Annotated in this window: 14 protein-coding genes and 1 pseudogene; 13 read left to right on the plus strand and 2 right to left on the minus strand. The window is 62.9% G+C overall.

Annotated features, from left to right (window positions below; genetic code table 11):
* Positions 1-68 precede the first annotated feature (68 nt).
* The gene (locus tag G3N59_RS01590) at positions 69-1,196 is read left to right on the plus strand and encodes a porin (protein ID WP_205980720.1); all 1,128 of its coding nucleotides are present in this window, start codon (positions 69-71) and stop codon (positions 1,194-1,196) included.
* A 43-nt stretch (positions 1,197-1,239) separates the two neighbouring features.
* On the opposite strand, the gene G3N59_RS01595 is transcribed toward G3N59_RS01590, so the two are convergent.
* A complete protein-coding gene (locus G3N59_RS01595; RefSeq protein WP_205981084.1) occupies positions 1,240-1,539 on the minus strand; it encodes a hypothetical protein in 300 nt (99 codons plus the stop codon).
* 378 nt (positions 1,540-1,917) lie between these two features.
* On the opposite strand from G3N59_RS01595, the gene G3N59_RS01600 reads away from it, so the two are divergent.
* The 12 genes and pseudogenes from G3N59_RS01600 (at position 1,918) to G3N59_RS01655 (ending at position 22,377) form a co-directional block, all read left to right on the plus strand.
* Entirely contained in the window at positions 1,918-2,505 is a 588-nt protein-coding gene (locus tag G3N59_RS01600) for a GNAT family N-acetyltransferase (protein WP_241023114.1), read from the plus strand.
* Positions 2,506-2,669: 164 nt separating this feature from the next.
* Positions 2,670-3,038, plus strand: a complete 369-nt coding sequence (locus tag G3N59_RS01605; RefSeq protein WP_205980721.1) for a hypothetical protein — start codon at positions 2,670-2,672, stop codon at positions 3,036-3,038.
* A gap of 64 nt (positions 3,039-3,102) precedes the next feature.
* Positions 3,103-3,714 carry a tail fiber protein gene (locus tag G3N59_RS01610; protein ID WP_205980722.1) on the plus strand — a complete coding sequence of 204 codons (612 nt, stop codon included), beginning with the start codon at positions 3,103-3,105 and terminating at the stop codon, positions 3,712-3,714.
* Positions 3,715-3,763: 49 nt separating this feature from the next.
* Positions 3,764-11,029 (plus strand): DUF4347 domain-containing protein, encoded by a 7,266-nt coding sequence (locus G3N59_RS01615; RefSeq protein ID WP_205980723.1) that lies wholly within the window; start codon positions 3,764-3,766, stop codon positions 11,027-11,029.
* Positions 11,026-12,660, plus strand: coding sequence for a TolC family protein (locus G3N59_RS01620; RefSeq protein WP_205980724.1), 1,635 nt, complete (start codon positions 11,026-11,028; stop codon positions 12,658-12,660). Before G3N59_RS01615 ends, G3N59_RS01620 begins: the two co-directional genes overlap by 4 nt.
* Positions 12,661-12,701: 41 nt before the next feature.
* Complete coding sequence (locus tag G3N59_RS01625; protein WP_205981065.1) at positions 12,702-13,448, plus strand: efflux RND transporter periplasmic adaptor subunit; 747 nt, start codon at positions 12,702-12,704, stop codon at positions 13,446-13,448.
* Between the two features lie 4 nt (positions 13,449-13,452).
* Positions 13,453-14,970: an HlyD family efflux transporter periplasmic adaptor subunit gene (locus G3N59_RS01630; protein WP_205980725.1), complete on the plus strand. Its 1,518-nt coding sequence runs from the start codon at positions 13,453-13,455 to the stop codon at positions 14,968-14,970.
* Between the two features lie 18 nt (positions 14,971-14,988).
* The gene (locus G3N59_RS01635) at positions 14,989-17,103 is read left to right on the plus strand and encodes an HlyD family efflux transporter periplasmic adaptor subunit (protein ID WP_205980726.1); all 2,115 of its coding nucleotides are present in this window, start codon (positions 14,989-14,991) and stop codon (positions 17,101-17,103) included.
* Positions 17,104-17,876: 773 nt separating this feature from the next.
* Positions 17,877-18,311: a phosphate-starvation-inducible PsiE family protein gene (locus G3N59_RS01640; RefSeq protein WP_205980727.1), complete on the plus strand. Its 435-nt coding sequence runs from the start codon at positions 17,877-17,879 to the stop codon at positions 18,309-18,311.
* Positions 18,312-18,592: 281 nt separating this feature from the next.
* A complete protein-coding gene (locus G3N59_RS01645; protein WP_205981066.1) occupies positions 18,593-19,519 on the plus strand; it encodes a choline ABC transporter substrate-binding protein in 927 nt (308 codons plus the stop codon).
* A 253-nt stretch (positions 19,520-19,772) separates the two neighbouring features.
* Positions 19,773-21,347 (plus strand): annotated as a pseudogene (locus tag G3N59_RS01650) (APC family permease); the annotation flags it as partial.
* Between the two features lie 256 nt (positions 21,348-21,603).
* A complete protein-coding gene (locus G3N59_RS01655; RefSeq protein WP_205980729.1) occupies positions 21,604-22,377 on the plus strand; it encodes an FkbM family methyltransferase in 774 nt (257 codons plus the stop codon).
* 78 nt (positions 22,378-22,455) lie between these two features.
* On the opposite strand, the gene betA is transcribed toward G3N59_RS01655, so the two are convergent.
* Positions 22,456-24,177 carry a choline dehydrogenase gene (gene betA / locus G3N59_RS01660; RefSeq protein WP_205980731.1) on the minus strand — a complete coding sequence of 574 codons (1,722 nt, stop codon included), beginning with the start codon at positions 24,175-24,177 and terminating at the stop codon, positions 22,456-22,458.
* Positions 24,178-24,198 lie beyond the last annotated feature (21 nt).

The following is a 24,198-nucleotide window of genomic DNA, read 5'->3' on the forward strand; positions in this document are numbered from 1 at the left end:
GGCAAGCAACCGACCGCGTTCGCAGCGGAACCATCAGAACTTCAACGCAGCACTCTGAGGAGACAATCTTGAAGAAACAACATCTCGCACTGACCGTGGCGGCCGGCGCATTGGCGGCAGGCAGCGCGCACGCCCAATCGAGCGTTCAACTCTATGGCCTGCTGGATCTGAGCGTGCCCACCTATCAGACGCACGCGGACGCCGCCGGTAATCACGTAGTCGGGATGGGTCTGGGCGGCGAACCGTGGTTCAGTGGCAGCCGTTGGGGCCTCAAGGGCGCAGAAGATATCGGTGGCGGCACGAAGGTGATTTTCCGGCTCGAAAGCGAATATCGCGTGAGCGACGGGCAGATGGAAGACCCCGGCCAATTGTTCGATCGCGATGCGTGGGTGGGGCTCCAGGACGATCGCTTCGGTAAATTCACGGCTGGTTTCCAGAACACCATTGCGCGGGATGTATCGGCGATTTACGGCGATCCCTATGGCAATGCCAAGCTGACGACGGAAGAGGGCGGCTGGACCAACGCGAATAACTTCAAGCAGATGATTTTCTACGCGGGGAGTGCAACGGGCACGCGCTACAGCAACGGCGTGGCGTGGAAGAAACTGTTCGACAATGGCATCTTTGCCAGCGCTGGCTACGCATTCGGCAATTCGACGAGTTTCGGCAGCAATTCAACCTATCAATTCGCGCTGGGCTACAACGGCCCGGCTTATACCGCGTCCACGTTTTATAGCCATGTGAATCGCGATGGCTTCACGAATCAGGCGTTCTCGGTAGGCGGCAATTACACATTTGGCATGGTGCGCGCCAACGCCGGTTACTTCCGCTATTGGGGCAATCAGGGCTCGCTCGGCCAGCGTCAGGACAATGCGTGGACCGTCTCGCTCAAGCTCGTGCCGAAGGGCGCATTCGATTACGAACTGGGCTATCAGCAGATGCGCACGCACAACGCGGCCTATAACGCGGATGGCGATATTCCGAACGCCAATATCGGCGCCTTCGATCCCACCAGCGGTTTGCACAACGGCTTCAAGGAGACGCTATACGGTTCGGTGTTCTATCACCTGTCCAAACGTACCGAAGTCTATCTGGCAGGCGATTATATGAAACTGCACGGCGGCTATACCGTGGGTTCGACCTACGGCGCGACCAATCAGGTCGAAGTCACCACGGGCGTGCGTACGCGCTTCTAAGCAACACGTCGATCAAGGCGCACGCGCGCCCGCTTGCCGAGTCTCAACTCATGCTCGCGCAGGCCACGGTCGGCGCCGTGTACGCCGAAGGATAAGGCGAAGACGGCCCGCTCAACAGGCGCAGGCGCTGGGTGGCCAGCACATCGGCCTGCGCCTGCTCTCCTGCTGTGAGCGACACCGCGCCGCCCGCCGGCGCGGCCTGGTTGACGCCGCAAATCAGATCCTTGCCGCTCGACAGATGGACCTCGGTCGAGTACGACGACTGCGGTGCCGCTGCGAAACTGCCGGTGCTCCAGAGCGCCGCCGCACAGGCAAAAATCGCATACATCGGATGAAACTTCATGGCTCGCTCCCGGGGTGAAGTGGTGGGGTGATCCATGTTCAATCAGCGCGCCTCGCCGCGCCAGCCTGAATCCGGAAAATCTATCTTGCATTGAAATAAAGGATCGGAACGCGCGAGCCTGCATGCAAACGTTTGCACATTCGTTTGCGCACTCGATCTAACTTTTTTAATCCTCACTAAACCTGTGACGCGCCATTTGCCATTCCTTACTAACTACGGCGCATGAATAGCGGTTTAAGCATCGATACTGGGGTTTCTACTCATCTCGCCCGATGACTTTCTGGTTGTTGGTCAATTAACAATTGACTACAATTCCGGCGCAAAATGTCTTACCAATCGTTTGTATACCTTACAAAAAGGGCGTGAACAGGCATCCCGATGTCTAGCACGATTAGCCTCTCGATCATGGCAAGCACCGCCCGCCAGGCCTTTGACGCCGACGGGTTGGCGCTGCGCGCGGCAACGGCGGCCGACCGGGATTTCCTTTGTGAGGTGTTCGTCAGCACGCGGGTAGAAGAATTCGCGCGCAGCGGTTGGGAGCCCGAGCGCATCGACGAGGTTTTGCGGCAGCAGTTTCAGTTACAGCACGAGTATTACCGGCAACATTATCCGAACGGTCGTTTCAATATCGTCGAATTGAATGGCGTGCCCGTCGGTCGGCTTTATTACGCTTTGCGCGAGGAGCCGACGGGCGGTGAATGGCGCCTGATCGATATTGCGCTGCTGCCAGCGTGGCGCGGCGGCGGTCTCGGTACGCAGCTGATGCACACGGTATTGGCGCAGGCGTGGCAGCAACGGCGCGCCGTGAGCCTGCATGTCGAGCGCGACAATCCCGTGCGTGGTCTGTACCAGCGGCTGGGTTTTGTGACAACGGGTGAAAACGGGGTTTATGAGTCGATGCGGCGCGCCTGCGCCCCGCATGAAATTCACTCGGGGTTGATGTTTCCAATCGAGCAGGATTACTAAAGAATAATGACAACCGGTCGTAAACCGGTCAAGAAGGAACAGAAGCAAGAGCACAAGAAGGGTCCGGCGCTGATAAAGACGCCGTATCGAACTGAGAGAATGCAGGCGCGCAGGGCTGGCGGCGTGGAATACGCCGTTTGTCGCGCCGACCGCCGGGGGGCGCCGTGTCAGATATACCGACTCATGCCGAGCTGCGTGCTGCGCTCGGCCATATCTTTACGCTGGCCTCGGCAGACGAGGCGGCGCTCGCGCTGGTGCAGACACGTCTTATCGCGGCACCCGAAGGCGTGCCCATGAACGACGGGTACGAATGCTACAGCGCGCACTTCGAACTTCCTCCCCAGATTCAGCTTGCGCAGGATACCTACCGTTTTATCGCCGATAACGGCCATACGTGGATGCTGTTCGCCACGCCGATCATGCCGATGAAAAGCGGCGCAGGCGTGCTCTGCGCGATCGTGCATCGCGAGAAACCCACCTCGAATTCCCAACCCGCAAACGAAGCGGCCCACAACGCGGACGCAGCCTGCTAGGCAAGTTGCCCGGCACAGTCCGCCGTTTTTCCTGCATGTCTTAACCACTTTTTCTGGAGGCAGCATGTCCGATCCGTTCATCGGTGAAATTCGTATGGTGGGTTTTAATTTCGCACCGCAAGGCTGGGCGTTTTGCCAGGGGCAGCAGATGTCGATTACGCAGAACCAGGCGCTGTTCGCGTTGCTCGGCACGACCTATGGCGGCAATGGCGTCCAGACCTTCGGTCTGCCCGATCTGCGCGGCCGCGCGCCGGTGGGCTTCGGTCAGGGATTGGGCCTGTCGGCGATCGAACTCGGCGAGGCTGCAGGCACCGAAAACGTCACGCTCACGCAGGCGCAACTGCCGGCGCACACGCACCAGGCCACGGCAACGCCGGGAGCGCCCATGACGGCGCCGGTCAACATTCCGGCTTCGACGGCCACCACGGGCCTGCAGGGCGAGCCGAGCAGCAACACCGTGCTGGGCACCGTGAGTTCGGGCGGGCGCACGAGCAACTTTTACGTGTCGGGCGACGGCAACGTCACGCTCAAGCCTTTCAACGTTTCGGTCAGTGCCAGTGCGCCGACGGTCACGGTGCAGCCCACCGGACAGAGCCTGCCGCTTGGCCTGCGCAACCCGTATCTGGGCGTGAATTTCATTATTTCGCTGAACGGGATTTTCCCCTCGCGCGGTTAAGCACGCGTCACTCGTATTGCCGTCGCGGTTCGCGCGTGGAGTCATCGTCATGAAGAAGATCGTCAAACAGATCCTGGCGCGCTGGAATACCAGCGCAATCGTTCGTACGCCGCGCACTGCCGCAGCGCCGCTGATGCTGGCTCTCGAACCGCGTGTGGTGTATGACGCGTCGGTGGCCGCGGCGGCGCCTGCAGCGCATACGCATGAAGCGGCGCACGAGCATGCGCACGAAGGCGCGCATCGCAGCCAGGCTGAGACGCATCCGGCCACGACGAACACCACGAGCACCGCGACCGGCGATGCGTCGTCTTCGTCATCTTCGTCGCAGGCGTCCAGCGCGAAGACCGCGAAGACCGCGAGCGGCACCACGGACGGCACGAAAAACAGCACGACCAGCAGCACCGCGAGCAGCGCAACCGCCACCACCGACACGACCCAGGCCGCCACCGTCACCGCACTCGAAGCGGCCGTCACGGCGCGCGACACCAGCGGCGCGCATCAGGTGGTATTCGTCGATCCGGGCGTGGCGAACTATCAGTCGCTGCTCACGGGCCTGCCCACGGGCACGCAGGTCGTGATTCTCGACGCCAATAGCGACGGCTTCGCGCAGATCGCGCAATACCTGCAAACGCATTCGGGCGTGAGCGCGATTCACCTGATCTCGCACGGCGCCGATGGCGAAATCCAGGCCGGTTCGGCGTGGCTGAATCTGGGCGATCTCTCGCAGTACAGCGCGGAGCTTTCCGCGATCGGCGCGGCGATGAAGCCGGGCGGCGATTTCCTGATCTACGGCTGCGACGTGGCGCAGGACGCATCGGGCCAGGCGCTGGTCCAGCAGATCGCGGCGCTCACGCACCTGAACGTTGCGGCCTCAACGGACCCGACCGGCGCGAGCGCGCTCGGCGGCGACTGGACGCTCGAATATCAAGTGGGCGACGTGCACACCGACGTGATCGTTTCGGCGGCGGCCGAGCGGCAATACGACGGCCTGCTCGCGCAAAGCGTCGAGAACTTCAACGTGTCCTTCGATACCAATTCGAGCGTGACCTCGTTCACGCTGGACGGCATCACCTACACGACCAATGTGGCGGTGGAAACGGCCGTGAGCACGGACCCCTACATGCAGGCGCTTTCCGCGGCGAGCGCAAACTCCGGCGCGCTGATTATCGACACGCAAGGGGTAGGCGGCGTCAATTCGGTCACGATCTCGCTCGCGGGCGGCAAGCAGATCAATCTGGAGACGCTCGACATCGACGTGCTCGCCGACGCCAACGTGACGATTACCGCCGACGGCAATACGGCCGACGCCATCGTCATCAACAGCGACGACTTATACACCGCAGAAGAAATCAGCTTCGCCGGTCACAGTTCGTTTGCCAACGCCAGCACCATCACGATCACGGGCGGCAACATGGTGCTGAACCTTGGCCGCATGGTGTACAGCGACCCCGCGCCCGTTCTGACCAATACGACCAACGCGACGACGAACTACACGGCGGGCTCGGGCGTCACGGTCATCGACAGCACGGTCACCGTGACCGATGCCAACGGCCTCGCGCCGCAAACCGCCACGGTGACGATCAGCAGCGGCGCGCAGAATTCGGATGTGCTGAGCTTCTCGAATACGAATGCATCGCTGTACGGCAACCTCTCGGGCACGTACAACAGCTCGACGCACGTGCTCACGCTCTCGTCCTCCGGCAATACCGCGACGCTCGCGCAATGGCAGGCGGCGCTGGACGCGGTGACGTTTTCGAGCTCGACCGGCGCGACCGCGGGCAATCGCACCGTCACCTACGCCGTGAACGACGGCTACGCCAACAGCAACACCGTCACGCACACGGTTGCGCTGACCGAGGTGTTCTCGCTGACTTCGGGCAGCGGCAGCACGACGTTCGTACAGGCGGATAACGCCACCTCCACGCCGGTCACCGTCGATAGCGGCATCACGATCAGCGACCCGTTCAGCAGCACCGCGCACAGCGCGACGGTTTCGATCACGAGCGGCTACGACGCCACTGGCGATGTGCTTTCGTTTACCACCAGCGCCTCGACCGGCGATATTGCCGGCAGTTATAGCGCCGGCGTGCTCACGCTGACCTCGGCGAGCGGCAACGCCACCATCGCGCAATGGCAGGCGGCGCTGCAATCGGTGCAATACACCGATACCTCGGCGTACGCGAGCGGCTCGCGCACGATCTCGTTCTCGATGAACGATGGCACGCACACCAGCACGACCTCGACGCACACGGTCACGGTGCAGCACACCGACCAGACGCCGCTGCTCGCCGACAGCGGCGGCAGCACGTCCTATGTCGCGGGCGGCAGCGCCGTGACGCTCGACGGCGCGCTGACGCTCAGCGATGCCGATAACACCACGCTCGCTTCGGCGACCATCCGCATCGCCTCGGGCTACACGAGCGGCGACATTCTTCTGTTCACGGCCAACGCCAGCAGCTTCGGCAATATCAGCGCGGCTTATACGGGCGGCGTGCTGACCTTGTCGTCGGCGGGCGCGACGGCCACGCTCGCGCAGTGGCAGGCGGCGCTCGATTCCATCGGCTTCAGTTCGTCGACGAGCACGACATCGAGCACGCGCGACGTCACGTTCAGCATCAGCGACGGCACGAAATCCAGCGCGCTGCTGCATCGCACGGTGGCCGTCACGGCGGGTCCGTCGATCGTGCTGGATTCCGGTTCGGCGGCTTTCGTGGCGGGAGATAACGTTGCGTCCACACCGGTTTCCATCGACTCGGGTCTGACCTTGAGCGACGCCGCGAGCACGACGCTGTCCAGCGCGACGGTTGCGCTCACCGGCAATTTCCACGCGGGCGAGGACGTGCTGTCGTTCACCAACGACGGCTCGACGATGGGTAATATCGTCGCCAGCTACAACGCGTCTACGGGCGTGCTCACGCTGTCGTCGACGGGCGCTTCGGCCACGCTCGCGCAGTGGCAAGCGGCGCTGCGCTCGGTGACGTACACCGACGTGGCCGTCACGCCGAATTCGGCGACCCGCACCGTGAGCTTCCAGATCAACGACGGCTCGCAGTCGAGCCCGACCGCAACGCGCACCGTGACCGTCACGGACACCGACCAGACGCCGGTTCTGGGCGACAGCGGCGGCTCGACTTCGTATGTGGCGGGCGCTTCGGCCACGGCGATCGACAGCGGGCTGAGCGTGAGCGATCTCGACAATACGACGCTCTCTACGGCGACGATCTCGATCTCGTCGGGCTTCGTGAACGGCGATGCGCTGTCGTACGTGAACACCGGCTCGTTCGGCAATATCGTCGGCGTGTACAACGCGGGCACGGGCGTGCTCACGCTTTCATCCTCGGGCGCGACGGCGACGCTCGCACAATGGCAGGCCGCGCTCGACGCAGTGAGTTTCTCGACCGCAAGCGGGGCGAGCGGCGGCACGCGCACGGTCTCGTTCTCGGTGAACGACGGCGTAAAAAGCAGCGCGGCGCTGACCCATGACGTCGTGGTGGCGAGCGGGCCGATGGTGACGACCGATAGCGGATCGGCATCGTTTGTTGCGGGCGACAATTCGGCGTCCACGCCGGTCACCATCGATTCGGGGCTGACGCTCAGCGACGCCTTGAGCAGCACGCTCGCGAGCGCCACCGTGTCGATCACCGGCAATTTCCAGGCGGGCGAAGACGTGCTGTGGTTCACCAACGACGGCTCGACGATGGGCAATATCGCCGCCAGCTACAACGCGGCCACGGGCGTGCTCACGCTGTCGTCGAATGGCGCGTCGGCCACGCTCGCACAGTGGCAATCGGCGCTGAGTTCGGTGATGTACACCGACACGGCCGTTACGCCGAATTCCGCAACGCGCACCGTGAGCTTCCAGATCAACGACGGCTCGCTCTCCAGCCCGGTCGCAACGCGCACTGTGACGGTGACGGACACCGACCAGACGCCGGTCCTCAGCGGCAGCGGGGCGAATGTGACGTTCACGGCGGCCGACAACACCACGTCCACGCCAGTGACGCTCGCGAGCGACCTGACGCTTTCGGATCTGGACAACACCACGCTGGCTTCGGCGAGCGTGAGCATCGTCGGCAACTTCCAGAGCAGCGACATCCTGAGTTTCACGAACACCAACACGTCGCTGTTCGGCAACATCGTGGCGAGCTACAACGCCGGAACCGGCGTGCTGACGCTGACTTCGTCGGGCGCTGTTGCAACGCTCGCGCAGTGGAGCAATGCGCTGGAGTCGGTCACGTACACGTCGAGCGCGGTGACGCCGGTGGCCTCCACGCGCACCGTGGCCTTCACGGTCAACGACGGCACGAAGTCGAGCACGGCCTACACCGTGGGCGTGCAGGTGAGCGATACCGACCAGACGCCGCTCATCGGCGGCTCGAACGGCAGCGTGACCTTCACGCAGGCGGACAACGCGACCTCCACGCCCGTGACGATCGACAGCGGCATCACGCTCAGCGACCGCGATAACAGCACGCTGGCATCGGCTACGGTTTCGATCGGCAATTTCGATAACCAGGGCGATGTGATCGGCTTCGTGAACGATGGCTCGTCGATGGGCAATATCGTCGGCGTCTACGATGCGACTACGGGCGTGCTCACGCTCTCGTCGAATGGCGGCACGGCCACGCTCGCGCAGTGGCAATCGGCGCTGCGCTCGCTCACGTTCACGGATACGGCGGTGACGCCCAGCAGCGCAACGCGCACGATCAGCTTCGTGGTCAGCGACGGCACGAAGACCAGCACGGCCTGGACGCGCGACGTCAGTGTGGTGGGCACCGACCAGACGCCGCTGCTTGCGGCCAGCAGCGGATCGACCACCTTCACGGCGGGCGACAACACGGCCTCCACGCCGGTGGCAATCGACACGGGCATCACGCTGTCCGACCTCGACAGCCCGACGATGAGTTCCGCAACCGTGGCCATCAGCGGCAATTTCCACGCGGGCGAAGACGTGCTGGCGCTGGGCGCGGGCAGCTTCGGCGATATCAGCGGGAGCTACGACGCCGCCACGGGCGTGCTGACGCTTTCTTCTGCGGGCGCTTCGACGCTCGCGCAATGGCAGGCCGCGCTGCGCTCGGTGACCTATACCGATACCGCGATCACGCCGGACGCCGCAGACCGCACGATCGCCTTCAGCGTGAACGACGGCACGAAGAACAGCGTGACGGTGACGAAGATCGTGAGCGTGGTGGATACGGACCAGACGCCGGTGCTCGCCGGTACGCAAAGCGGCATCTCGTATCTGCAGGGCACATCGGCGCAGAACATCGACAGCGGCATGACGCTGAGCGACCGCGACAGCCTGACCACGCCCTCGCTGCCGATGACCATCACGGTGGATTTCGCCTCGGGCTTCCAGAGCGGCGACACGCTGACGCTGAACTACAACGCCGCGACCATGGGCACGGGTCTTTCGGTGACCTTCAACACGGCCAATGGCGAACTGGTCATCACGGCGTCGGGCGGCAAGACCATGGCGCAGTGGGACGCGATCCTCGACAGCATCCAGTTTTCGACCACCACGAGCGTGACGGCCGGCACCCGCACGCTGACGATTACCGCCAACGACGGCACCAAAACCAGCACGGCGCTGGGCTATACGATCGACGTGCGCAGTTCCGCGCCGGTGCTCACGAGCACGGGCAGCGTCGGCGCGACGTTTGTTGGCGGCGACAACGCAGCGGGCGCGAACGTGACCGTGGACAGCGGTTTGACGCTGACCGATCCGCTCGGCAACGTGGTGCAGAGCGCGACCGTGGCGATCACCGGCAATCTGCATAGCGCGGAAGACGTGCTCGGCTTCATCGCCGATAGCAGCAACGGCACGACCGGCAATATCGCGGGTTCATACGACAGCGCCACAGGCGTGCTCACGCTCACGTCGGCTGGCGGCACGGCCACGCTCGCGCAATGGCAGGCGGCGCTGCGCTCGGTGTATTTCGCCGATACGGCTTCGGTACCCAACAGCGATACGCGCACGATCAGCTTCAGCGTGAGCGACGGCACGCAGTCGAGCGCAACCATCGCGCGCACGGTCAGCGTCACGGCCACGCATCAGACGCTGATCGTGAGCGCCGGCGACGGTTCTCCGCTTACGTACACGGCCAGCGCGAAGGCTCCGGCGCTCGATATCGGCACGGGTATCACGCTGACCGATCTGAACGCAACGCCGCCGACTTCGGCGAGCATTGCTTTCAGCGGCACGTTCGACGCGCAGCACGATCTGCTGATCTTCACCTCCAGCGCCGCCACCGGCGATATCACCGGCAGCTACGACGCCGCCACGGGCGTGCTCAAGCTGACTTCGGCGAGCGGCACGGCGACGCTGGCGCAATGGCAGGCGGCGCTCAACAGCATCGGCTATCGCGATACGCAGGCCGAGCGCCACGACAGCACGCGCACGATCGCCTTCACCGTGAGCGACGCCAGTTCCACCAGCGCGGCCGCTACGCGCACGGTGCAGATCGCGGGCGTGGCCGATCCGGTCGGCACGCCGATCCTGCCGCAGCCGCCCGTGGTCAGGCCGCCGGTGACGCCGTCGTTCGCGCCTCCGCCGGTGAGCACGCCGTTTGCGAATCCGCTGATCGCCAACGACGACAGCGGCCATAACGACGGCGTGTCGAATCCGCTCATCGTGCTCGACTCGCTCGCGCCGGTCGCGGACGTCGGCACGCTGGTGGTGCCGGCGAGCCATACGTTCACGGTCGATGGCGTGCACGGGCGCTCGCTGGGCGACACGCACGTCGACGCGCTCGATTCGCTGCTGCCCGCCGATGCGCGCGACGCCACGGACTCCGCGCAATGGCTGCCGGTATTGCAGGTGCAGGCGCTCACGCACGCCGATGGCGCATTCGCGCTTTCGCTGATGTCGATGACGGCGAACCACGGCACGCGCATGATCGATGCGTCCGCAACCAATGCGGTGATCACGCAGGCCGATGGCGCACCGTTGCCCGCGTGGCTGCACTACGACGCGCAAAGCGGCGAACTGAGCGGCGTGCCGCCCAAGGGCGTGCATGAGGTGCGCGTGATGGTGTCGGTGCGCGATGCGTTCGGTCATGTCACGCGCCGCGAAGTCGTGGTTTCGCTCGATGCAGGCAACAACGGGCACAGCGCGCACGATGCCCGGGCGGACAAGGCCACGCCGTCACACAAGAGCCCGGGCACGAAGCCCGCGCCGCACGCTTCGCTGGCCAAGCCGTCGCTCGCCGCGCAGTTCGCGAGCGCGCACGCGGCGCTGCATGTGGCGCGCCCGCTGGCGGCGCAGACGGCTGCTCACGATGCACAACCTACCGCGTCAGGGCAGCACGCATGAACGCGCAGTCCCTTAGCGATATTTCAATCCTGGAAAAGAGATCAACTGTCGTGAAATCCCTGTCGCTTGCGGTGCGTGCACCGCGCCCCACGCTGGTCGCGGTATCCGTCGCCCTGTTGTGGCTGTCGGGCTGTGCGATCAAGCCCACTCCGTTCACCGACGCCGAACGCGCGCAAACCGCGCAGGCCGACCGCACGTCGATGTTCGCGAACCAGCAGCCCGTGACAGGGCCGATCTCGCTCGACGAAGCGATGGCGCGCGCGATCCGCTACAACCTCGATCATCGGCTGAAGATGATGGAAGAGGCGCTCGCGCAGCGTCAGCTCGATCTGTCGAATTTCGATCTGCTGCCCAAACTCACGGCGCAGGCCGGTTATACGAACCGTAATCATCCGCTCGCTTCGTCGTCGCAAGGTCTGTACACGAACGAGCAGTCGCTGATTCCGTCGTATTCGACCGATCAGAACGATCGCACCGCCGATCTCACGCTTTCGTGGAATCTGCTCGACTTCGGCGTGAGTTATTACGAAGCGAAAGAGCAGGCCGACCGCGTGCTGGTGCTCGAACAGCGCCGCCGCAAAGTCGTGCAACTGATGATGCAGCAGGTGCGCGAAGCCTACTGGCAGGCGGTGGGCGCACAGCGTCTGCGCGATCGTATCGGGCCGCTGCTCGATCAGGCGCACGCGGCACTCGACGATTCGCGCGCGACGCAGCAACAAGGCCTGCGTTCGCCGATCGATACGCTCAACTATCAGCACGCGCTGCTCGACCTGATGCGTCAGCTCGAAGCCGTGCGCGATCAACTCGAAGAAGCCAAGCCGCGGCTGGCCTCGCTGATGAATCTGGAGCCGGGCAAGGATTACACGCTGGCGGCTACCGAAGATTTCGCGGTGCCGCAGTTCGACATGGCCATGCCGCAGATGGAAGACATGGCGCTGCAACGTCGCCCTGAGCTGGTTGAAGCGGGCTATAACGAGCGCATCAGCGTCAATGAAACGCATAAGGCGATGGCGAAAATGCTGCCGGGTATCGAGCTCGAACTCGGCGGCCATTACGACAGCAACAGCTTCCTTGTCTATAACGCGTGGCGCGCGGCCGGTATCAGCGTGAGCTGGAATCTGCTGAATCTGCTCAATTACAAGGCGATTCACGGTACGGCCGAAGCGCAACTCGAAGTCGCCAAAACGCAGCGTATGGCGCTGAGCATGGCGGTGCTCACGCAGGTGCACGTGGCGCGTAGCGAACTGGGCGCGAAGGAGCGCCAGTTCGTGCTGCTCAAACAGCTCAACGATGTCGATCAGCAGATTCTCCAGCACACGCGCAATGCGACGCTGGCGAATGCGCAGGGCAAGCTCGAGGAAATTCGCGTGGCGACGAGCGCGATGATGTCCGAATTGCGCCTCTATCAAAGCTATGGCGAACTGGAAAGCGCCTATGGGCAGATGCTGGCGACGCTCGGCCTCGACCCGGTGCCCGATAACGTTCGCGGGCATGATATTGCCTCGCTCAAGGAATCGATCGGCGAAGAACAGAAGCGTTGGGATCTGCTTGCGCATGGCGGCGTGCCGCCCGTTGCGCAACCGGGACCGACCACCACCGCAGCGGCAGCAGCAGGAGTTTCGCAGCAATGAAGCAGTGTGCAATACAGCAGTGTGTTCGACCGGTGGCGCTGATGCTGGGCGTCGCGTTGATCGCGGCATCGTCGGCTTGGGGTGCGGCGCCTTCCGTCGCAGCATCGGCTGCATCGTCTGATGCAGCCGATGGCAAGATCCGCATTCAGCTGGTGTCGCGCGATCAGGTGGACGTATCGAGCGAAATCTCGGCGAAGATCGCCGCGCTGCCGTTCCGCGACGGCGACGCGTTCCGCGCGGGGCAAACGCTCGTGTCGCTCGATTGCTCGCTCTACAGCGCGCAGTTGCGCAAAGCCCAGGCCGATTCCGATGGCGCGCGCGATCTGCTCGACGTGAACCGCAAACTCGTGGCGCTGCATTCGGTGGGCGAACTCGAAGTGCAGCAGGCCGAAGCCAAACATAAGGCGAGCGCCGCCGAAGTCGCCTATATGCAGGCGACGGTGCGCAAATGCACGATATCCGCGCCGTTCGACGGCCGCGTGTCGAAGCGCAGCGCCGCGCCGCAGCAGTTCGCCGAGGCGGGCAAGCCGCTGCTGACGATCGTCGATACGAGCCATCTCGAACTCAAGATGATCGTGCCGTCGAAGTGGCTGATGTGGCTCAAGCCCGGCCATCCGCTGAGCGTACAGGTCGATGAAACCGGCAAGACCTATCCGGCGAAGGTGGCACGGATTGGCGCGCGCGTCGATCCGGTGACGCAGACGGTCGATGTGACGGCCGCGCTCAGCGCCAACGCGGCTGACCTGCTGCCCGGCATGAGCGGCTGGGCCACTTTCCCGGCGCACTGAAATCATGAGCGAGTCGGGCACGCCCAGCGGCGCAGGGCAGGATACCGCGCAAAACAACGCACAGAGCGCAGAACAGCGCGGAGAACAGCGCGGCGCGCAAAGCAGCGCGCCTCATGTACGCATCGAAGGTCAACAACTGGCGGTGCTCTGGCAACTGGGCGCGCGCGCACGCGCGGCCAGCAGCGAGGCGACGCTCGGCTTCACCATCGTCAACGAAACGCTTGCGCTGCTGCCGTACCGGCAGGCGGCGTGGTGGCGCGGCAGTGCGCCGGGCGCGATTGCCGCGGTGTCGGGCTTGCCGCAAAGCGATGCCAACGCACCTTACGTGCAGTGGCTGGGCGCGCTCTGCAAGGCGCTGGCGCGCGCGGCGCCCGCCGCGCCCGATGCCGAAGCCGCCGCACGCGTGGAAGGACAGCCCGCGCCGGTGCTGCCCGCGCGGCCGCACGTGCGGACCTTTACCGCCGACGATCTGCGCGCCGACGCCCCGCATGTCGCCGACGAATGGCAAGCCTGGTGGCCCGCGCACGGCGCGTGGCTGCCGCTGACGAGCCGCGATGGCCGCGCGCATGGCGGCGTGGTGTTCGCACGCGACGACGCGTGGAGCGCGACCGATTGCGCGCTGCTCGAAGAACTGGGCCTGGTCTGGAGTCATGCGCTCGACGCGTTCGCGCCGCGCGCCTCGTGGCTCGAACGCGCGCGTGCGTTGCTCAAGCCGGGGCGCACGCAGCGCCGCGTGCTGATCGGGCTCGCGCTGGCCTGCATGATTCCGCTGCGCCTGACCGTGCTCGCGCCCGCCGAAGTCACGCCGAAAGACCCGTTCGTGGTGCGTGCACCGCTGGACGGCGTGATCGACCGGCTTTACGTGCAGCCGAACCAGCCGGTGCAGCGCGGCACGCCGCTGCTCGGACTCGACGCCACCACGCTGCAATCGCGCTATGCGGTCGCGCGCAAGGACTTCGACACGGCGCAGGAAGAGTTTCGCCAGACCGCCCAGCTTGCCGTCACCGACGACCGCACGCGACTCGATATGGCCGAGCGCAAGGGCAAGCTCGACCAGAGCCAGGTGACGCTCGACTACACCGCGCAGCAACTCGCGCGCGTGAAGGTGAGCGCGTCGCGCGCGGGCGTCGCGGTATTTAGTGATCCGAACGAATGGACCGGCAAGGCGGTGGCCGTGGGCGAGCGCATTCTGCTGATCGCCGATCCGTCGCATGTGGAACTGACCGCTTGGCTGCCCGTCGCCGATAACATCGACGTGAAGCCGGGCGCGACGCTCACGCTTTACCCGAAGAGTTCGCCGCTGGCGAGCTACGACGCGCACATCGACTCGATCGCCTATCGCGCCGAACCGACGCCCGAAGGCGTGCTGGCCTATCGCGTGCGCGCGAGTTTCGCGGCGGGCGAGGCGAATGCGCCGCTTGGCGCGATGGGCACGGCGCGCATCCACGGATCGTGGGTGCCGGCGATCTACTACGTGCTGCGCCGCCCGCTGGCGCTGGCGCGGCAATGGCTTGGCTGGTGACGCCAGGCACTTCGCAACATGTCCCGACTTCCTCCCTTACGCCAGGAGCTGACGCTCACGCGCGGCGCGTCCACGCCTGAAGGCGCGCCGACGTGGATGCTCCATGATCCGGCCGCGAACCGCTTCTTCCAGATTGGCTGGCCTGCATTCGAACTGCTCGCGCGTTGGCCGCTCGACGACCCGCGCGCGATTGTCGAGAGCGTGAATCGCGAGACCACGCTCACGGTGACGCTCGACGATATGGAGATGCTGCTGCGCATGCTGCGCCAGCAGAACCTGCTGATCGCCACCCACGCGCAGGACACCGCACGTCTGCAGCAACACGCCGACGCCCAGCGCAGCACGAGCGCGATGTGGCTGCTCAAGCACTATCTGATGATCCGCGTGCCGCTCTGGCATCCGATGACGTTTTTGCGCCGTACCGCGCGTTATGCGGCCTTTGCCTACCGGCCTGCATTCTGGCTGGCGGTGGCGGCGTGCGCGCTGATCGGCCTGTTTCTCGCCTCGCGCCGCTGGGACGAATTCCTGCATACCTTCCACAATTACGCGGATTGGCGCGGCTTGATCGGCGTGGGTGTTGCTTTGGGCTGCGCGAAAGTGCTGCACGAATTCGCCCATGCTTATACGGCGCAGCGCTACGGCTGCCGCGTCCCGACGATGGGCGTTGCGCTGCTCGTGATGGTGCCGGTGCTGTACACGGATACCACCGAAGCGTGGAAAGTGCCGCAGCGGCAGCATCGCTTATGGATTGGCGCGGCCGGCATGCTCAGCGAAATCGCGCTGGCGGCGGTCGCTACGCTCGCATGGAGCGTGCTGCCCGACGGCTCGTTGCGCGCGGGTGCATTCCTGCTCGCCACCACCACATGGATTGCCACGCTTGCGATCAACGCGAGCCCATTCATGCGTTTCGACGGCTATTTTCTGCTGTCCGACTGGCTCGACATGCCGAACCTGCATGACCGCGCTTTTGCGCTGGGGCGCTGGTGGCTGCGCGAATGGCTATTCGGATTCGGCGATCCGCAGCCTGAACCGTGCACGGCGTCGCGGCGGCGCTTTTTGATCGGCTTTTCGTTTGCGACGTGGCTGTACCGGCTGATCGTCTTTATGTCGATTGCGCTGGTGGTGTATCACGCGTTTTTCAAACTGCTGGGCATGGTGCTGTTTTGCGTGGAATTCGGCTGGTTTATCGTGCGGCCGGTATGGCGCGAAGCGGCGGCCACTTGGCGGCGGCGTACGGAATTGCATTGGCGTCGCGAGACTTTGCGCAGTGCGTTGATCGGCGCGATGCTGGTGGGCTTTTTCGTGCTGCCGTGGCACGCGGGCGTGAGCGCGCCCGCTGTGTTGGGGCCGCAGCGCGCGCAGGGCGTGTATACGGTCGAGCCTGGCTATCTGGATGCGGCTGTGCCGCCGGTGCGTGACGGTGCGAGCGTGCATGCGGGCGATACGCTGGCGGTGCTGGTCTCGCCGGACCTCGATTACAAGCTCAAGGCCGCGCAGGCCGATGAAGCGCAATTGCGTTGGGAAGTGGCGCAGCAGCCTTTTGATGAGCGCTTGCAGCAGCAAGGGACGGCGCTGGCGCGGCGGTGGGATGCGGCGCGGCAGACGGTGGCGGGATTGCAGGCGGAGATAGCGCAGTTGACGCTGCGGGCGCCTTTTGATGGGACGGTGCAGGAGGCGGGCGACCCGCCGGTGCCTGGGGCGTGGCTTGCGCGTGGGGAGCGTGTTTACGATGTGATTGCGCCGGTTGGCGTTAAGGGTGACGCGTTTGTTGGCGAGAACGATGTGGGGCGGCTCAAGGCCGGGCAGAAGGCTGTGTTTGTGGCTGGAGTGGCTGAGATGGCTTCCAGGCGCTGTGTTGTCGAAGCGGTCGATAAGGTTAATCTGGCGACGCTGGATGAGCTTTCTGTGGCTAGCGTTTATGGGGGGGCGATTCCGGCTGAGCAGGACGCTAAAACCCATCGTGTTGTGCCTTTGCAGGCGACCTGGCAGGTGCGGTTTGGGAGGTGTGATGGGGCGGTTGGGGTTGCCAGGGATGTGGAGGGGACCGTTTTTCTTGGGGCCGGGCGCGAGAGTTTGATGGGGAGTGGGGTGCGGTTTGTTGTCGCGGTGTTGCAGAGGGAAGTGGGTTTTTGAGCTTTTTTTTGTTTTCTTTTTCTTTGGCATTTCCTTGAATTCGTGTCGGTCTATTAGCGTCGCCCCTGTGCGGGGCGGCACCTACTTTTCTTTGCAGCGGCAAAGAAAAGTAGGCAAAAGAAAGCCGCTCACACCGCCAGTGTGACGCAGTCCACAAACCGCCGTTCAGGGGGAAAGGTATAGGAGCATCCGATCCCTCGCACCCTACCACTAAGTGACAAGGCGCCCGCCCACCCGGGGACGCTGCGCGCCCCGAGGGGCATAACGAAAACGCAAACCGAAGGTTTGCTGGGTTCACGAAAACGCTTGAATTTCAGGGGGGTCCCCCGCATACCCGGCCGTTGCACGCGCAGCGAGCAACGGGATGAATGACGGCTTTGTCACTCAGTTTGAAGGTGCGAGATGGCAGACGCCCCTATACCATTCCCCGCGTAAGGCTGGTTGTGGACTGCGTCAGTCTGGCGTTTGTAGCGGCTTTCTTTTGCCTACTTTTCTTTGCCGCTGCAAAGAAAAGTAGGTGCCGCCCCGCACAGGGGCAACGCTAATAGACCGACACGAACACAAGGAAATGCCAAAACAAAAAAAGAAATGCCAAAACAAAAACAAAAAAACACCAACCACATTCCACCACACCAAAAACCCTAAAAAGAAACCACCACCCCCCCCGTCCCATCCTTACAACAACATTCCCCCACCCACCCCAACATTCACATTCCCAAGCTACGATAAAACCCACCCGTCTGACCGGATTGAATCGAAGGAACCCAGGGAATATGAAATACGAACACGCGCTACAAAAAGCGATCAAAGTGCGCCTCGAACGCGCGATGGAGCTTGCCGAACTATTCGGCCTGTTCATCATCGGCATCGGCACAGTGGCCGCAATGGTCCACCTCATCTACCGCATGGTGAATTCGGATGGCGTATCGCTGACCGATCTGCTGCTGATGTTCCTCTACCTGGAAGTGTTCGCGATGGTCGGCCAATACCTCAAAGCCGGCCAGCTGCCCGTACGCTTTCCGCTCTACATCGCGATGGTATCGATCGCACGAGACCTCATCCTGCGCGCCGGTATGAATACCGAACTTCACCTGCTCGCATCGGCAGGCGCGATCGTGCTGATCGCACTAGGCGTGCTCATGATTCGCTACGGCCAGTTCAAATACCCCAGCGAACCAGTCGAACAAAAGGCCGAAGATACCAAGTAAGCGCTTCAAACCCTCCGCATCACAGGCCGCGCACAGCCACGCGCGGCCTCTCCAGCCCTAAACGAAAAGCAAGCGGAACCGTCAGCGTTCCGTAACCCGTACCACAGGCTTTCGAAGCCTTCCCGCTTCTTTCATGCTTCGTTTCATGACTTGTCGTTTCAGCGCAAGTCGTCGTCGCGTTTGCTACGTTCGCGCGCTTATTGCCGCGCGACGATTAAGCATCGATCGACCCCGATGAAACCCGAGGAGAAGAAGAAATGGCACGATTCAGGAAAGTCCCGATGTGCGCCGCCGTGCTGGCGGCGCTCGCAGGCTCCAGCGCCTTCGCGGCCGATCCGGCCATGTGCAGGAGCGTGCGTTTCGCCGATGTCGGCTGGACCGATATTGCCGCGACCACCGGGCTGGCCTCGACCATTCTCGCGGGCCTGGGCTACGCGCCCACGACCACGCTCGCTTCCGTGCCCATCACCTTCGCCGGCCTCAAGTCGAAGCAGATCGATGTGTTCCTCGGCTACTGGTCGCCGACCATGGACCCGATCATCGAGCCGTTCGTCAAGGCCGGTACGATCAAGGTGCTCAATACGCCCAATCTCACCGGCGCCAAATACACGCTGGCCGTGCCCGATTATGTTTATCAGGGCGGTCTGCATTCGTTCCAGGACATCGCGAAGTTCGCCGACAAGCTGCAAGGCCATATCTACGGCATCGAACCGGGTAACGACGGCAATGCGTTGATCCAGAAAATGATCAGCGGCAATCAATATGGCCTGGGCAAATTCAAGCTCGTCGAATCGAGCGAGGCAGGCATGCTCGTGCAGGTCAATCGTGCGATTCGCGACAAGCAATGGATCGTGTTCCTCGGCTGGGAACCGCATCCGATGAACGTGCAGATGAAGATCGACTATCTCACGGGCGGCGACGCCGTGTTCGGCCCGAATTATGGCGAGGCGCGCGTGCTCACGGCCGTGCCGCCCGACTATAGCGCGCGTTGTCCGAACGTTTCGAAGTTCGTTTCCAATCTCCAGTTCACGACGTCGATCGAAAACCATCTGATGGTGCCGATCATGAATAAGGAAGACCCGGACAAGGCCGCCGCCGCCTGGCTCAAGAGCAATCCGCAGATGCTCGACAAATGGCTCGCTGGCGTGACGACCTTCGACGGCAAGCCGGGATTGCCCGCCGTGCGTGCCTATCTGGGCACGCATTGATGTCGTGATTCAAGGCTTTGAATAAGGCTTTGAACAAGGCTTCGAATGGCAGCGGGCATGAGGTGTGCGAAGTCACGCCATTTGTCTGCGGATTTTCGGTGTATGCGCCGCGCTACGCCGGAAATCCCGATAGGCCCGGTAATTTTGTTCGAGTAGCGTTGAACAAAGGAGGAGATAGATGGAGCAGGCTGGAATAGGAGCAGGCAGTGCAGAGCAGGGACGCGCAAGCGAAAGCCCCGGTTCGGGTTTGCGGCGCGGACTCACCTGGAAAGACGCCTTCTGGGTCACAAGCGGCGTGCCCGCTGGCGTGCTATTCACGCTAGGCGGCGTATGCGCGACCATCGGTCAGCCCGCATGGGCGATCTGGATCGCGTCGATTACGATGGGCCTGATCCAGAGCGCGACTTACGCCGAAATTTCAGGCCTTTTCCCGCATAAGTCGGGTGGCGCTTCGGTTTATGGCGCGATTGGCTGGGTGCGTTACAGCAAGATGGTGGCGCCCGTTTCCGTGTGGTGCAACTGGCTTGCCTGGTCGCCCATGCTCGCGCTCGGTTGTGGACTCGCGGCGAATTATGCGCTGGCCACGCTGTTTCCGCCCGAAGCCACCGTGCGTCAGTGGCACTGGACGATTGCCAATCTCGGCTTTATTCAACACGGTCTGACCTTGCGTATCAACGCGACGTTTCTGATTGCCGCCGCGTTCTTGCTGATCACGTTCCGTCTGCAACATAGCGGCGCTTCGAAAGCGGCGCGCACGCAAAAGATTCTTGGCATTGCGTCGCTTACGCCGCTGCTGATCGTCGGCATCGTTCCGTTCGTGACCGGCGATGTGCCTGCGACTCATCTGTTTCCGCTGCTGCCGCTGGGTCACGATGCACGCGGCAATCTCACCGCATCGCTTTTCGGCGCATGGAACGGGCAGGGCGTGGTGATGGCGCTGGGCGCAATGTTCATGGCCGGTTGGGCTTCGTATGGCTTCGAAACCGCGGTCTGCTATACGCGCGAATTCCGCGACCCGCGCCGCGATACGGCGCGCGCGATCTTCTGGTCGGGCGCCTTGTGTCTCGTGGTCATGACGCTCGTGCCGCTCGCGTTTCAGGGGGCGCTCGGCACGCAGGCGATGCTGGACCCGCGTATCGGCGACGGTACGGGCGTGGGCACGGCGATGGCGTCTATCGTCGGCGGCGGCGCGTGGGTCGGCAATGTGATGGTCGTCATGCTGATGCTGTCGATCCTGCTGATCGTGATGACGTCGATGATGGGTTCGTCGCGCACGCTGTATCAAGCTTCGGTCGATGGCTGGCTGCCGCGTTATCTGTCGCGCGTGAACGAGCATGGCGCGCCCACTGCGGCGATGTGGACGGACCTTGGCTTCAATCTCGTCTTGCTGGCGATGTCCGATTACATGACGGTGCTGTCGATCTCGAACGTCTGCTACATGCTGTTCGTCTTCCTGAATCTGCAGTCGGGCTGGATTCATCGCATGGACCGTCCGTCGTGGCATCGGCCGTTTCGTTGCCCGACCTGGCTGCTCGCAGCCGGTGCGGTGTGCGGTTACGCGAATCTCGTGTTCGTGGGCGCAGGCGCGAATCTGCAAGGCGAAAACACCTTGCGCGATGGGCTTTTTGCGGTGCTGCTGATCGTGCCGGTGTTTGCCTATCGCCACTACTGGCAGGATCGCGGCCGCTTTCCGGCTGGCAGCGCGCACGATATGGAACTGGCGGTGACGGTGCGCAGCCGCTGGAAGTCGCTGGCGCCGTATGGTGCACTCGCGCTGGCCGCAGCGACAATCGCCGCTTCGCATTATTTCGCGGCAAGAGTGGGTTAAGTCGAGTGGTTAGCGCGTAGCGCTTGAGTTGGGGTGACCTCTGCGAGTTCTGACGGATCGTCGAACTCGCTTTTTTATTTTTTGCATTGGCTGGTAATTTTCGCTTTCTCTGCGCCACGTCAGACGCCCTCTGTTTTTCCGCACCTATACTCAACGGCCTTTTCCTGTACCCGTTCCGATATCGATAAGCAGTACAGCGAAATCGTTAATGCGTGCCGTCGAATAGAAACAATAAATGCGGAAAATGGAGGTCGAATTGAAGAAATTGAACAATGTACTGGTGCCCACGCCGCATGGTCTCATGCTGGTCAATCGTAACGAGGCGTCCTTTGCGTTTGGAACCGGCGTGGCGCTGCTGGAAGAAGGCGGCTATGACCCGCGCGAGATTGGCTTGATGCGCGAGATCGTGGAGGTATTGCCGCCGGAGTGCGTGGTGCTCGATGTGGGCGCGAATATCGGTGTGCATACGCTGGAGTTCGCGCGGGCATGCGAATCGAAGCGCGGCATCGTGCACACGTTCGAGCCGCAGCGGATTTTGTTCCAGATGCTGGCGGGCAATGTGGCAATGAACAATTTCCAGAATGTGCATTGCCATCTCGCGGCCGTTGGTGCGCAACAGGGCACACTGAAGGTGCCGCGTATTGATTATTCGGTACCTTCCAGCTTTAGCGGTATTGAGTTTGGCAATGGGCAGCAAAAGGAATTCATCGGGCAAGCGCCGCAATGGGATGCCGCTGAAGAGACCGTTCCCATCATTACGCTCGATAGCCTGAATTTGCCACGCGTGGACTTCATGAAGATCGACGTGGAAGGGATGGAGATCGACGTGCTGCGCGGAGCCAGCAAAATCATCGATACATTCCGTCCGCCAATCTATATCGAATATGGAAAGAACGATGCGCTCATGTTGGCTAAAGCGATCTGGGACTTCGGCTACGATATTTTCGTATTTAGTGCGCTGGACTGGGTTGCAACACCGAAGGAGGATTCGGTTGTGCAAATAGCCGGTCTGACCAAACTCATGCCTTAAGCGACCGCGTGTTCGAATACGCGCAGCCCCGGTTCTGCATGACAGACAGAGCCGGGGCTTTTTTTGTTGGCGCGAGTTTCAGACTGTCGCCGGCTGACCGCTGCGCTTTGCCACCGGATTCTGCGGCACCACACCGCCGCGCGCAGGCGCACCGTTGGCGACGTAGTAAGGCGTTTCCACCCGTGCAAGCGCGGCGCGCCCGCGAATACGATCGGCAATTTTCTCGGCCATCATGATGGTCGGCGCATTCAGATTGCCCGTGGTGATCAGCGGCATGATCGACGCATCCACCACGCGCAGACCGTCGATACCGTGCACGCGGCCTTCGGCATCCACCACCGCCATATTGTCATAACCCATCGGGCACGAGCAGGAAGGGTGATAAGCCGTTTCAGCGCGGCTGCGCACGAAGGCGTCGATCTGTGCATCGGTTTTCAGATCCGCGCCGGGATTTAATTCGCGGCCACGGAAGCGATCGAGCGCAGGCTGCGCAATGATCTCGCGCGTAATGCGAATGGCGTCGCGGAATTCGCGCCAGTCGAGCGGCTCGGCCATATAGTTGAAGAGAATCGACGGATGCTGGCGCGGATCACGCGAACGCAGTTTCACACGGCCGCGACTGGGCGAGCGCATCGATCCCACGTGCGCCTGGAAGCCGTGCATTTCGATTGCATTGCTGCCGTTGTAATTGATGGCGACCGGCAGAAAGTGATACTGGATATTCGGCCACGGATCATCGTCGCGTGTGCGGATAAAGCCACCCGCTTCGAAGTGATTGCTCGCGCCGATGCCGGTGCCGCGCAACATCCATTCAAGACCGATAGCGGGTTGATTGCGCAGTTTCAATGCAGGGTAGAGCGAGACCGGCTCCTTGCACTCGTACTGCATGTACATTTCCAGGTGGTCCTGAAGATTGCGGCCCACGCCCGGGAGATCGAGCACGACGGGAATGTCGAGTTCGCGCAGCCACTCGCCGGGACCCACGCCCGAGCGCTGCAGGATTTGCGGCGACGCAATCGCGCCCGCGCAGAGCAGCACTTCGCGTCGCGCATGACGCGTGACGCGCGCGGGGCCGTCCATGAACACCACGCCGCGCGCACGCTTGCCGCTAAAGAGAATGCGATCGGTCACGGCATGTGTGACGATGTCAAGATTCGGCCGATGGCGCGCCTGATCGAGATAGCCGCGCGCCGTGCTGGCGCGCCGGCCTTTCGCCGTCACCGTGCGATCCATGGGGCCGAAGCCTTCCTGACGATAGCCGTTGAGATCGTCGGTGCGCGGATAGCCCGCTTCGACGCCCGCTTCGATCATCGCTTCGAACAGTGGATTCACGCCGGGCTTGCTGGTCGTCACATGCACGGGACCTTCGCCGCCGTGATAATCGTTCGCGCCCACGTCGCGCGTTTCCGCTTTGCGGAAATACGGCAGACAGTCCAGATAGCTCCAGTTTTGCAGACCTTCGATAGCGGCCCAACCGTCGTAATCGAGTGCATTGCCGCGGATATAACACATGCCGTTGATCAACGACGAACCGCCCAGACCCTTGCCACGTCCGCATTCCATGCGGCGGTTGTCCATATGCGGCTCGGGGTCGGTTTCGTAGGCCCAGTTATAGCGCCGTCCCTGCAAAGGATAGGCGAGCGCAGCGGGCATCTGCGTGCGAAAGTCGAAGCGATAGTCGGGGCCGCCCGCTTCCAGCAACAGCACCTTGACGTCTGGATCTTCGGTGAGGCGCGTGGCGAGCACATTGCCCGCCGATCCCGCGCCGATGATGATGTAGTCGTACTCCTGCGAGGCCATATGCGGTTCCCTCTCTGCGGC

The sequence above is a fragment of the Paraburkholderia sp. Ac-20340 genome (assembly GCF_017104965.1).
In the GTDB taxonomy this organism is placed as follows: Bacteria; Pseudomonadota; Gammaproteobacteria; order Burkholderiales; family Burkholderiaceae; genus Paraburkholderia.